The following is a 13,539-nucleotide window of genomic DNA, read 5'->3' as shown; positions in this document are numbered from 1 at the left end:
CATTCATCATAAACCAAATCAATAATGCACATAATGGTATATGCAATCGTATTTCTTGCTTTTCAAATAAACAACATCGAACCCCTTTAACCAGCGAAAGTTAGTTTTACAAGACTCGAAGACTTGTGTGAAAGCTAGCAGTCTATAGCAAGATTGCCTATTTTAACAGTGATGCTGAAAATGAATCGAGAAAAAGTACACAATCATTATGTTTTCGAAGAATAGTTGAAGGATAAGCAGTAGAAACCTCTGCGTTCAACGTGTCATATACAGCTTGAGCTTTCCTTGCGTCAGGCACAGCACAACTAATCGTATCACAACGCATAATGGCTGGAATAGTAAGAGAAAGCGCATGTGTTGGAACCTCCTCGAATGTAGAAAACCAACCTTCTCCGAGTTGTTGTCTACGGCACGCTTCATCTAGTTCTACAACTTTCACCAAATATGGGTCGTTAAAATCAGCTACAGGCGGATCGTTAAATGCAATGTGCCCATTTTCCCCTATCCCAATACACGCAACATCAATAACAGTATCTTTGAGCAAATTTTCATACTTCAATATTTCAGCTTCTACATCCGGCGCATCTCCATGCAGATAGTGTACTTGTTTTGGCTGAACTTGCTCAAGTATCCGCTCCTTCAAATACTTCCTGAAACTGGCTGGATGATTATCGCTTATGCCTTCATATTCATCAAGATGAAAAACTGTTATTTTACTCCAATCAATAATCTCGTTCTTAAGACATTGAATAAAAGAAAATTGAGATGCACCAGTGGCCAAAATTAAATTAGCTTCTCCTTTTTTCAGAATCGCACTGTTTAACTTTTCGGCTACAAATTTCGCAGATGCTACGCCTAATTCACTAACACTTTGATAAATATTTACACTAAGATTCTCAACTTTCTGTTCTTTAACTTCATTCATTTGTTTTATATTTAGATTTATACTTAACATATTTACACCGAATACTAGATCACAATACACGCCGCTTTATTCCCAACTCCTTCAAAATAGCAGTTCTGAGATAGCGAACCATGTGGTTACTAGTGAAAATAGCACGACAGCCCCAATTCCAAGATTCTCCCAAACCGATGCCTTATATTTCCCCATAAACTCTTTACGATTAAGAAGTAATAATACGGGAACAGCCACCGCCGGAAGAATAACTGCCTGAAATGCTTGGGAGAAAATCATCAATGCCGGAGGCCGTTGATTCAGGAAAACGGTACCGAAAGCAAACAGCATCGCCAAAAGGATCAACGTACGCGATTGTTTCGAATGAATATTACGTGGCTTACCAGAATAATCTGCAATTAACCAGGGTGCAATTAAAACGATTGGAAAGATTGTCGAGAGCCCAGCCCCGACTATACCAAGTATTAATATAAGAACTGCAATATCCCCCCCGATCGGTTCAAATAGGTGGATCATTTCAACGGTATTCTCAAGTTTCAACCCCATTACATGTAGAGTTCCTGCGGCAACAGCCATAATTACCCCACTTAACAACAACATGACGGACGCAGACACAAAAGCATCCTTCTTCTCATCTTTTAAGTTTTGAATAGTCCACCCCTTTTCTGCTACGACAGTGCTTCGTATTATGAAAACCGCTGCAGAACAAGTAGTCCCTGCAATTGCAGCAGCCAAACCAAAGGCTCCACTTTGATTAGGCATTCCAGGAATTAGCCCACGGGCAATTACTGAAAAATCGGGTTTGACCATAAAAAATACGACAATGAAAGCCAACCCCATGAAAATCACAAACACCGTCAAAACTTTCTCGAAAGTTTTGTATTGCCCATACAGAAGCAATAGGTATAAACCCGCTGCCAGGATCAAAATAATCACCCACCTATCAACCAGAAAGTCGTTCTTTAACAGACGAAAAGCTTCTTGCAACAAATCAGCGACTATACCCATAACTCCCATTAAAGCCAGCAATTCACCAATTATTAGCGCAATTAGGATATACAAAGCAAGTATCCATCCATACTTAAACTCTTTTTTGATATTCGAAAGAGCGGTGTTACCAGAAACCAATGTAACTTTTCCATAGGCTACCATCAGGATAAATGTAAAAATGCAGGATAACACAAGTGCCCAAAACAATTCCATGCCATACTCTGCACCTGTTTTAGCCATCGTTGTTACACTTCCGGTTCCTATATTGTAACCAATCAGAAATAAGCCCGGCCCAACTGATGCCAGGGCCATTAGTATTTTTTTAACTACTTTATTTTTCATCTTATGATCGACTCATTCAGCCTGATAGACTAATTTACCTTGGACATACGTTTTCTGAATTTGCAACTGGTTATTCTCCATTTTGAATAAAATTATATCAGCGCGTTTGCCGGGCTCCAGTATTCCCCGATCAGATAAACCATACAAATTGGCTGGATTTGTGCTTGCCATTTGAACAGCATCTGCTAGCGTACAGCCTGTTACATCAATAATATGACCAACACCTTTGGTTATTGGAGACGCCGAGCCATACAATACTTTTTGCTCAGGATATCGCAACATTCCTTCTTCTGTCAATTCGATGATTTCCCCCGTTTGAGTATGATATACCCCAGGATCCAGTGCCGCGTAACTTGTTACATCTGATGTTAAGATTGTTTTATCGATCCCTTTTGCTTTATAAAAAGTTTTGATCTCTTCGGGTAAAAGGTGAAAGCCATCACAAATAATACTAACCATAAAACGATCATCTGCCAATTGCGACCAAAAAGGATTTTGATGACGGTTAACCATATTAGCAGCCCCATTTCCAAGATGAGTTGCAATTTTAGCTCCCCTATCAATAGCCTGACTAACAATTTCTGATGGAGCATTATGATGCCCCAAAGCAACAACAACACCTGCTTCGGTACAGTTTGAAATGAAATCGAGTGCCCGATCCATTTCAGGCGCTATCGTAATTTGTAAGATTTTATCATTTGCAGCTTCGTTTAACTGCACAAATTCCTCCCAATCGGGCAGTCTTACATATTTCACTGGATGTGCACCTCGGTAACCGTCTTCAGGATTAATATATGGGCCTTCTAAATGGAACCCGGGAATTGAGCCCAATAATCTTTCGCTTTCCGAAGCCCTTGATAAAATACTCAGGTTTTTTATTAATAACTCTTTTGTATTTGTAGTCAGCGTTGGTAAATAGCTGGTGACGCCGGTTTTCCACAGTGCGATAGTAGCCTTTTCAACTCCTTCGTATGTTAAATCACTCCCACCAAAAGCAAATGAAACCCCGGCGAAACCATTTACCTGATTATCAATAAACCCCGGAGCTATGTACAGCTGCGGAAAATCTTTCGAAACCTCTTTTAGCCTCTTTATCTGTTTTATTCTACCATTTTCTATTTCTATCGATATCGGGCTATTGTCGTAATAGAACAATCCTTCTATCGTTTCTTGAGCATAAGTTGACAGTGATAAAAGAGCTGCAACTCCTGTGATAAAGAGATTTTTCATCCTTTTTCTATGCATCATACCAATAAATTTATTTTATAACTGTTTGTCTGCGAACAGCAAAAATTGAGTGAAACACCACATTCCGGTGATTCTTCGTTTTTGTGTTACCGAAAACTCTAACTTGTAAGACGGGGATGAACAGGGATATTCTTCCGTTTACGCTCTCAGTTGAATGCTTGAAATCCCTGAGTCCAGAACAAACACCAGTTCCCTATTTTTTTACTAAATAGCTTATTACCCAAAACGAGATATGCTATTTTACCATCACCGATTTATTGAGTACATTTTCAACACTTCGACAGCAGCAAGGAGAAATTGCCCTTGTCCGAACCAGTCTGTATCTGTCTCCTTCACGTTTCCTGGCTGATGCGCAACTATTTGACAACGCCCCATGCAACCTTTCGAATCAATATTTCGAACTAAAGCTGCCCATGCTTCCCTCAGGTGGGGTTCATACTTTTTCTTACTTAATATTCCATTATTAATTCCCCATGCCATTGTATAGCAAAACAGCGCAGAACCACTGGTTTCGGTGTCTGGAAAATCTTTCTGATCTATGATGTTAGTGGTCCAAAGCCCGTCAGGCTGTTGATATTTGACGATTGATTTTTGTGTATTCCTCAATGTTCGCAGATAAAATTTCCGATAAGGATGACTTTCGGGGAGATAATTTAATAGCCGACATATCCCAGCTACTGCCCAGCCATTACCTCTTGACCAAAATATCTTACCTTCAGAAGATGTACGGGCTTGCGGATCCCCAAGACTGTAGACCCAGTTTGAATCGCGGTAAAACAAATTTGCTTTCTCATCATACAATTCACGGTAGGTACCTTGCCATTTTTCGTGCATAAACTCCAAATATTCGGTATCACCGGTCACCTGCGATAAAAGAGCAAACGATGGTGGCCCCATATAAAGGGCATCAACCCACCACCAGGAATCACCTCCGGTAAACCGCCCCTTCATGATCCGCTCTATTTCCAATTTAAGATCTTGAAAGTATACGGTATCTTTATTCAGCAAGGACATGTTCAGATAAACATCACCAATCAGAAGGTTATTTGCAGTCGAATTTTGATGCCCTGGAAATAGTTTCCAGTCAAAACATTCACCAACAGCCTTTAGCTGTTTTAAGTAGTTCTCATCATTGGTGTATTTCCAAGCTTCCAGCAAACCTGAATAATAAGTAGCTCCATTCCAGGTTATTAATCTTGAATTGGCAGAGTCCTGTGAAATAACTTCATCATGAAACCATGCCGTATTCTTGTCGATCAAACCTTTGATGAATGAGGGGTCGAAAAGGTCGGCCGGCTGTGCTGAACCTATGTGTGTGACTAATAAAAAAATAACAAAAACATATATTTTTATTTTCATCTTCTTCAATTTTTATCGATTGTAAACTTATCAGACCAGAGGTCTTCAAACGTTTTTACACACCCCTGGTTGGATGCGGTTTTATATCTGTCAGTTCGTCAATCCGAACAGGGCGCTTTTCTTCAATTGACTTTCGCGCAGCAATTCCAATCAGTATCGACATTGCGCCATCACGACTACCTGCAGAATGCTTGAACGGGTCAGCAGCATTCGGATCAAGAAAAATTTTGTCGAGTAATCGCTCATCTCCTCCGCCGTGTCCGCCACCCGCTTTCGTAATTTTATATTGCTGGTAGCCTTCCCAATTTTTCATCACCATCACCTCATCGTATTGATCTTCCAGATCCTTCTCACCCTGCTTCATTTCCTGATCATGTAAATTCCCCTGATTAATCTGTTCCTGGGTTCGCCACGGAATATCTTTCCATGAGTCTATTCTTCCGTCTGTTCCATTTAAGGCCATACGCCAGCCTTCATAAGGCGAATAAGTTGTTAACGAATAGCTTACCTGTACATTATTGGCATATTTTATTTGAACCGCCATCTTGTCGTAGATGTCAATCTCTTCTCTCCAAAGACAGTTATCCCGTATATACCCATCGTATTTTTCGTTTTTAGCATACAGGTCTACAGCCACTGGGTCTTCATTAATATCCCAGTAAAATTTGCACTTACTTACATAGGCGCAATTCCGGCAGTTAGAGCCCCGGAAAGAATTGTTCCGACCATAATGTTCCAGAGAACCGTATGCAAAAACTTCAACCGGGTCTGAGTCAAGCAACCAATTAATCAAATCGAAGTGATGGGTTGATTTGTGCACAAGCAGGGTGCCGCTTTTATCTTTTTCACCGTTCCACCTGCGGAAATACGATGCCCCGTGGTACGTGTTCAGATACCAATGAAAATCGACTGAAGTGATTTTGCCGACAGTATTTAAGGTAAGTAGCTCTTTGATTTTTGTTGGATGAGGTCCGTAGCGGTAATTAAAACCTACGATCACTTTATTTCCGGTTCTCTTCTCTGCATCAAGAATAGCTTGACAGCTGTCCTCATCAGTTGTCAGTGGTTTTTCAGTAACAACTTCGAGCCCGTATTCCAGTCCTTTGATAATGAATTCATGATGAGTTGAATCTACCGTCGTAATAATAATCATATCCGGTTTAGCAGTCGCCACCATTTCATCAAAATCGGTAAAAACAGAACAGTTAATGCCAAGGTATTTTTTAGCAGTTTCAAGTCTGCCGATATTAATATCGCACAACGCCACAAACTCTACCAAATCCTTATATCTTGCAATTATCGACTTTCCCCAAAACATGGTTCCCCTGTAACCCGTCCCAATTAAAGCCAACCTTTTTTTTGATTTTGAGGTATTAATTGCAAACGCTGGGTTCGCAATAACACTGCCCGCAATCGCGGCACCTGTTGTTGCCAAAAAATTTCTTCTCTTCATAATTATACTTTTATTACTAATTGAATTACTGACAAATATGCTGGAGCCAATAATCGTGGTTCGATTAAAATTCGTCTTGAATCGTATCCTGTGGTTCTCCAGAAGGTAAAATCGGCTCTAAACAGTTAACATGATTTTCCTTGCCGATTGCGTAAAAACAAACCAAGTGATTATCAAAACTCTCGCGCTGAATTAAAAATCTGAAAAATTGATTTTTTTGAACATTAACTCCAATCAATCAAGCCTATACGGATGAACGGAGCTGTCTTCGACAAAGGAGCATCCGGTTTTTGATCCTTCCCGGGCCCTAAAAGTTCTATGGTAACTGTATTCTCCCCTACGCGCAAAGTTTTAACAGCAGGTTCTGGGATGTACCAGCCAGCCTTGAGATCAGGCAAATTGTACTTAACAATCTTTACCGGTTCACCATTCAATGAAACCTGAAATTCGCCACTCCAAGTAGCTTCAAAATAGGGTTGTTGTAACGCACTAAGTTGTTCCGCTGTCAAAGAAAAAGTAAAAGTACCTTCCCCGGTTACATCGTCATTTGTTACTTTCAACGTTACATCCTGCTGCTCAATAACCGATGACCTTTTCTTTGACCAATGAACCTTATTGCGTGCCTTTAGGCCATATTTACCTACATCGTAGTTCTCATTTCCGAATATCTCTTCCGCATTCTTAGGAATTACATTAACCCAATTACCATATGGACCTACGACAAAGCGCCATTTCATTGTACAACCTTGCTCAAAACGGAACCATTGATTAAAGGCCAGATCGTCAGGCAAATCCTCCCAATTCAGAAATAATCCGATAATGCCTGATCCAAATACACAGTAAACGCTGGAAGCAGTTTTCTTCCATTTTATTGAATCTTTAAAACCCTGAAGACATAATTCCATCGCATCAAGCAATTCATCATGTCGATAATCAGTAAGCATCAGATAATGAGCCATTGTCTCTCCATAATTACGAGCGGTTGTCTCATCTGTATAAAGCTCATTTTTATGTGCTAGCATATTATCTACTGCTACATGTACAAGTTCTTCCGGAAAATTCTCCATACCTGCGTAACCACAAATACGTGCTATGATTTTGAACCCACTGGATGGCTGATATTCCTCCCAGGGAAAACTATCAAGCGGTTCAGGCCGCCACATACCGGTTTCCCGATTATAAGCCCTGACCAAAGCTGCCATTCCGGCTTCTACCTGTGGTATTTTTTCAAAGTTCCCATTGTCAACCTCAACAGCTGCCTGATATGGATATGCTCCTGCTTTACTTGTCATCCACTGAGGCATCCATCCCCACAAATCATCAAATGTATCAACCCCCGCATCAGCCCTGGAAGTCACATTTACAGGCAATGACAACGTATCTCCTAAAATTTTTAAAATCGAAGGAATGTATTTGGTATTGATTTCCTCTGCCGAATAATCATTTCGATTACCAGCCATGCTTCGTTTTACTTCAGGATTTTGAGGATCCTGATAAAGTGGATTGTAAAGTTTTCCGGTTTCAAGGTTCTGCCAACTTTTCCAGAACTTTACAGCTTTTTCCCTATTATTTTCCGAATAGCCTGGAAGAGTTTCAAGCCCTCCAAAAAATAAAAGGTCACCCCATACTGCCATCGTTTCCTGCTCATCTGTCCCTCTCCCGGCTCCCCTTGCAAAAAACCAAACTCCTGTTTCTTCATATGACTTTTGAGCCATTTCAATCATCCGGGAATGCAAGATCTGACGGTTTTCCTTTAACCAATCAGGCATCTTCGCCGCTTGAGCCCGCTTGTTCTCTCTTACCCGTTGTTTTGCAAAAACAACGGCAAGATCAGACTCCGACTCTACTTGAGAAGTCTTTTTACATGATGACATTAGGCCCAATAATATGAAAATCAGACATACTGAGCCCTTAAAAAACAATCGATTCATAACGTGAAGTATTTTGCGTAGGCATAAGACGATCTCCCAATCAGACAAATACTCAAAGTAATGATCTGATCAACAAAACATTAAGAGACAACATCCGCATAAAGCAGAACTCTTAAATAATTTCAATTACACTTGTTTTAGTGGCTATTCTTGAGGGAGATTATATTATTCCTGATTTAGGAAGGAAACAGTCTTTACAATTCCAAGGCAGACTGTTTCCTTCAATGTTCGATTAACGAGAATTCTATTTCTTAAAGCTGAATCTCAAAAAATCAATAGCCTTCGTTTTGAATTAATAACTCATCGGCATCCAAAATACTTTGAGTTATCGGCAATAGCCGATCTCTAGGATCTTCCAAGCTGACAGTCTCGTAAGGTCCAAAATGAAACCCGGTATCACCATAGCCAGACCATTTCGCCTGAATCTCTTGAAAATACGAGAAATACCGTTGACCATCGAACCAAGCTTGCCCCTCCATAACAAATTCCTTTTGTCTTTCAATGTATACTGAGTCCTTAAACTGAGTATAAGTCAATCCTGCTTGCAAATTTGCCAATCCGGCTCTATTTCGCACTTGATTGATTGCATTATAAGCTTCAGAAGTAGGTCCAGTATTTACTTCATTTAAAGCTTCTGCTTTCATAAGCAATACATCCGCATAGCGAAGAATAATCTCATCGCTTGCATTATTGACAGTATTAACATAGTATTTGGCAATTGCAGGAGTGTCATAATAATAACCATCATTGGCTGGATCGTCCATATCATAAGTGATGGTATCCCCATTCAGAACATATTGCGTGTAAAAAATAACACTTTTGCGAATATCGTTATCACTAAACGATTTATAAAAATCAAGAGAAGATTGCATGCTGCCATAAGATCCGCCAACCAGGTCCGAATTGGGCAAGTTAAGATAATAAGAGAGGTAATCCATATAAGTTACGCCCGCAGAATGTTGAATAGTGTATATAATCTCACTGTTATTTTCAACCTTGTCAAAGCTCCATAAGTCCTTGCACGCAACAAGCTCATATTCATTGTCGTCTATCACCGCCTGGCAGTAATCTGCAGCTTGCTGAAAATCCGTAGACTGCGCAATCAGCCTTTCTCCTGTTATTCCATTATTTCCGCTTAAGCTACCTCTTTGTAAATATACTTTTGCAAGTAGCGCCTTAGCAGCCCCTTTTGAAGCCCTCCCAATGTCATCGCCGGAATAAGAAGAACCTTGAGGTAAAAGATTGATTGCTTCGGTCAAATCAGCAATAACCTGATCATATACTTCTGCGTCAGTATTACGTGCCATACTCTCTGCATCTGATATCGTTTCGATAGCTTTAACTCGCAATGGAACTCCACCAAAAAAACGAACAAGGGTAAAATAGCTGAGTCCTCTCAAGAAATAAGCTTCGCCCAAAACGCGATCTTGTAAAGTAGAGTCATCAAATTTGCTCTCGTCCATTTCCCCCACGTACTTCAGAACCCAATTGGCTCTGTTGATGACAGCATAATAAAGCTTCCATTGCACTCCAGGGTTGCCTGAATTGTAGAGAAGAAGGCTGTTATCGTAATCTCCAAGCCCGTTACCTGAACCAGTAGTCTGACTTCTGGTCGTCATGGCTTCTCCCATCAAATCCGCTATAACATAGTAACGATGTTCCTCTCCGTTAATGAATGAACTGTAAACAGCGTCTACTGCGGCAACAGCATCGTCCTGGTTTCTAAAATAGTTTTCCGTGCTAATAAAATCCGCAGGAATTTCTTCCAGAAAACTTTTATTACACCCGTAAAAAGTCATTATTCCTATAAAGAATATAATTATTTTTTTCATTTTTTTTCGATTAAACGGATTAATACTTTCTCTAAAATTCCACTTTAACGCCAAACAAATAAGTCTTTGCTAAAGGATATGCCCCCATATCTACACCTTGTACCAAGTTGCTTGAGCTAACGCTATTTACGTCAGGATTATAACCACTATAACCAGTTATGGTTAACAAATTTTGTCCACTTACATAAACATAAGCGCTCTTCAGGACCGACATTTTCTTAACCGGTATGTTATACCCTAATTGAAGAGTTTTTAATCGAACATAAGATCCATCTTCGATATTCAGGCCAATTGGAGTAAGGCCTGTAGTCCATCCTGCCCGAGGTTGGGTTCCATTGGGGTTATCTTCACTCCACCGGTTCTTGTACCGCTCGTATGACATATTCAAATCTACCGGTCCGGAGACACTTGTCCTTCTGGCATCTGTAATATTAAATACATCATTACCAACAGTACCCATTACGAACGCTGTTAAACTGAAATTTTTATAACTGAAAGTATTGTTCCATCCGAAAATAAAATCGGGATAAGGATTGCCAATCCAAGTACGGTCATTTGAATCAATTGCCTCATCTTCATTAACATTAACAAATCTTACATCACCAGGTACAGCACTGGATTGGACTGAGGCATCAACTTCGGCCTGACTTTTGAAAATACCATCTACTTTATACCCATAAAATTCGCCAAGTGCATGCCCTTCGTCAACATATGTAGAAACGTTATCAACACCAGCAAAAAAAGGCTCACTATCACCAAGATCCATCACCTTGTTTTTATTCATCGACCCGTTTATTTGGGTATCCCAGGTGAATGGCGCTTTTAGTATGGTTGCGCCCAATGCCAACTCAACACCTCGGTTTCTAACTTTCCCTGTATTCTTTAACGCAGAGGAGAATCCAGAACTTGAAGGAAGCGTTACTTCCAATAGTAAATCGCTGGTATTCTTTTCGTAATAGTCAGCAGTAAGGTTTAATCTACCATCAAACAAACCGATATCGAAACCTGCATCGAATTGTGCTGTGCTTTCCCATTTAAGATCACCATTAGGCAAGCTCCCCAGATAATAACCAGTTACTTTTGTATCATTGAACGAATAAGAATTTGTAGATAGGGCTGCCAGGGAATGGTAAGAACCAATATTAGTGTTGCCCGTTAGTCCGTAACTTACTCGTAATTTTAAATATTGAATAGGTTCGGCACTTTTTAAGAATTCCTCATTATGGACGTTCCAAGCCAGCGCTCCGGAGGGGAAATACCCCCATCGATTATTTTTACCCATTCGGGATGAACCATCGGCCCTGAGGCTCATGGTTACAAGGTATTTATCTTTATACTTATAATTCAACCTGCCTAACCAAGATGATAACTGCCATTGAGACTCTGCTGCACTAACAGTTGGACCTCCGTCACGAGTACCATTACCGATACCATTATTTTCCAATTCGTCATCCAGGAAATTCGAATTATACATATACTGAGAATTCACATTCTCTTTTTGTCGCGTAAATCCGACCAGAGCATTCAAGTGATGCCCTCCGTTAATATCTCTTGAATAATTAAGTGTGTTCTCGGTGAGGTATGAAAGATAGTGTTTATTACTAGTCGTGGCCACCCCGTCAAGATACATACCGGTTCTGGTTTCCCTACTATAATATGCTTCGTACAGTTGTTCCTCGACATCAGCACCTAAACTCGTTCTAAAAGTCAATCCCTTAAAGATGTCAATTTGTGCGTATACATTACTTAACAACCGATTACCGGTAATCTTATTTGTTGTCTCATTAAGCAGAGAAACCGGGTTATCCACTTGATAGGTTGAGCCTAAGGATTCTTCGGTATTCTCAGGCATTAACGTGTAAGTACCATCTTCATTATAGACATCAATATAAGGATGATAATACAAAGCTGCTCTTACAACGCCGGTAGCACCACCGTTTCCTTCTTCAGTCACCATCTGATCATTAACGGAATGACTCGCAGTCAAATTCACCCCAATTCTTATGCGATCACTAAGTTCTGATTCTACATTTGTTCGCAGAGAGTAACGTTCATAGCCTGAATTTTTTATGATCCCATCCTGATTGTAATAGTTCCCGGAAACATAATAAGTCGATTTGCCTTGACCTCCAGAAACACCCAGCTGATAATTTTGGATAGGTGCAATTGTATATATTAAATCTTGCCAATCTGTTCCTTTCCCCAGCGCTGAGGGATTTGAGAAATAATTCGCTACTCCATTGTATTGAGCTGCCTCATTTGCATAAATTGCAAATTCTTCGGCATTCATTACGTCAAGTTTATTGGTAATTTCCTGCACTCCATAATAAGCGTCAAAAGTCAATTTTTGTGCACCGGATTTCCCTTTCTTCGTTGTAATTAAAATAACTCCGTTAGCTCCTCTTGCTCCATAAATGGCAGTAGCCGATGCGTCTTTTAATACCTCAATAGATTCAATATCATTCGGATTTATAGACGACAAAGAGTTGGGAGACACGTAACCTGAACTACCGGCACTTCTGGTTTCATTATTACTTGTAACCGGAAACCCATCGATTACATATAAAGGTCCATTGTCTCCGTTCACGGAATTCCCCCCACGGATTGTAATAGAAACACCGCCACCGGGAGATGAGGACTGTTGGTTCACCTGAACCCCGGCAATACGACCAGATAACGCCTGATCAGGAGATAAAACCTTTGTTGTCTGAATGTCATTCGATCGAACAGAGGCAACCGATCCAGTTAAATCACTTTTTTTCAGTGTACCATAACCAATTGCGACAGTCTCTTCTAGCTCAATAGCATCCTCAATCATCGTAACACTAACAATAGTCTTACCTGCAACTTCAACTTCCTGGGATCTCATTCCTATAAAAGAGAAAATAAGTGTCGCATTATCCGGGATATTTGCCAAGAAATATTTCCCTTCGCTATCTGTAACCGTTCCTTTACCAGTGCCTTTTATCGATACCGTCACCCCAGGTAATGGTTGCCCGTTTGCTTCGACCACCTTTCCGGACACTGAGCCGTACTGTTGATTCTCTGACAAATAAGAAGGGGCAACAATTATCTTACGATCGGTAATTGTATACTTCATCTCGCGCCCAGCAAACAGTTGATCAAGAATATCTTCAATTTTTTGATCTTTTACTTCTATAGTCACAAGACGATCTGTATCTATCAATTTCTCGTTATACAGAAAATAGAATTCCGACTGCTGCTCGATTTCATCAAATACATCAGTAATTTTTGAATTAGTCGCATTGATGGTGAGATACGTTTTTTGCGAATACACATCGCTGGCGTAGGTTTGAAGAATTACAGCAAACATCAAGATAAATGTAATCTTCATAATTTTTAAGAGTTTAGTACAACAATGGAAATAGCATCCATGAAAAATTCCATTTTTTTCCATACATTTGAATCATTAAAAGGTTAAAAAAATTATAGAAAGTTTTTTTAAGG

8 protein-coding genes are annotated in these 13,539 nt (G+C 40.0%); all 8 read right to left on the bottom strand.

What is annotated here, in order from left to right:
* Positions 1 to 157 precede the first annotated feature (157 nt).
* Positions 158 to 925 carry a glucosamine-6-phosphate deaminase gene (locus BC643_RS20070; protein WP_120275254.1) on the bottom strand — a complete coding sequence of 256 codons (768 nt, stop codon included), beginning with the start codon at positions 923 to 925 and terminating at the stop codon, positions 158 to 160.
* Positions 926 to 1,006: 81 nt separating this feature from the next.
* Complete coding sequence (locus BC643_RS20065; RefSeq protein ID WP_120275076.1) at positions 1,007 to 2,248, bottom strand: Nramp family divalent metal transporter; 1,242 nt, start codon at positions 2,246 to 2,248, stop codon at positions 1,007 to 1,009.
* Between the two features lie 12 nt (positions 2,249 to 2,260).
* Positions 2,261 to 3,496 carry an N-acetylglucosamine-6-phosphate deacetylase gene (gene nagA / locus BC643_RS20060; protein ID WP_120275075.1) on the bottom strand — a complete coding sequence of 412 codons (1,236 nt, stop codon included), beginning with the start codon at positions 3,494 to 3,496 and terminating at the stop codon, positions 2,261 to 2,263.
* A gap of 246 nt (positions 3,497 to 3,742) precedes the next feature.
* Positions 3,743 to 4,855 (bottom strand): glycoside hydrolase family 88/105 protein, encoded by a 1,113-nt coding sequence (locus BC643_RS20055; protein WP_120275074.1) that lies wholly within the window; start codon positions 4,853 to 4,855, stop codon positions 3,743 to 3,745.
* A 55-nt stretch (positions 4,856 to 4,910) separates the two neighbouring features.
* Entirely contained in the window at positions 4,911 to 6,308 is a 1,398-nt protein-coding gene (locus tag BC643_RS20050; protein WP_120275073.1) for a Gfo/Idh/MocA family protein, read from the bottom strand.
* A gap of 224 nt (positions 6,309 to 6,532) precedes the next feature.
* Positions 6,533 to 8,239, bottom strand: coding sequence for a hypothetical protein (locus tag BC643_RS20045; RefSeq protein WP_147377285.1), 1,707 nt, complete (start codon positions 8,237 to 8,239; stop codon positions 6,533 to 6,535).
* 272 nt (positions 8,240 to 8,511) lie between these two features.
* Entirely contained in the window at positions 8,512 to 10,071 is a 1,560-nt protein-coding gene (locus BC643_RS20040) for a RagB/SusD family nutrient uptake outer membrane protein (protein WP_120275071.1), read from the bottom strand.
* A gap of 31 nt (positions 10,072 to 10,102) precedes the next feature.
* Entirely contained in the window at positions 10,103 to 13,426 is a 3,324-nt protein-coding gene (locus BC643_RS20035) for a TonB-dependent receptor (RefSeq protein WP_170154639.1), read from the bottom strand.
* Between the last annotated feature and the right edge of the window lie 113 nt (positions 13,427 to 13,539).

Origin of the sequence: Mangrovibacterium diazotrophicum, from assembly GCF_003610535.1 — a bacterium.
GTDB classification, from domain to species: Bacteria; Bacteroidota; Bacteroidia; order Bacteroidales; family Prolixibacteraceae; genus Mangrovibacterium; species Mangrovibacterium diazotrophicum.
This window is presented reverse-complemented; position numbering and strand designations above follow the sequence as displayed.

Coding starts and splice junctions, on each gene's coding strand:
- BC643_RS20055 (WP_120275074.1), bottom strand. CDS start 4,855: ATGAAAATAAAAATATATGTTTTTGTTATTTTTTTATTAGTCACACAC.
- BC643_RS20035 (WP_170154639.1), bottom strand. CDS start 13,426: ATGAAGATTACATTTATCTTGATGTTTGCTGTAATTCTTCAAACCTAC.
- BC643_RS20045 (WP_147377285.1), bottom strand. CDS start 8,239: ATGAATCGATTGTTTTTTAAGGGCTCAGTATGTCTGATTTTCATATTA.
- BC643_RS20040 (WP_120275071.1), bottom strand. CDS start 10,071: ATGAAAAAAATAATTATATTCTTTATAGGAATAATGACTTTTTACGGG.
- BC643_RS20065 (WP_120275076.1), bottom strand. CDS start 2,248: ATGAAAAATAAAGTAGTTAAAAAAATACTAATGGCCCTGGCATCAGTT.
- BC643_RS20050 (WP_120275073.1), bottom strand. CDS start 6,308: ATGAAGAGAAGAAATTTTTTGGCAACAACAGGTGCCGCGATTGCGGGC.
- nagA (WP_120275075.1), bottom strand. CDS start 3,496: ATGATGCATAGAAAAAGGATGAAAAATCTCTTTATCACAGGAGTTGCA.
- BC643_RS20070 (WP_120275254.1), bottom strand. CDS start 925: ATGAATGAAGTTAAAGAACAGAAAGTTGAGAATCTTAGTGTAAATATT.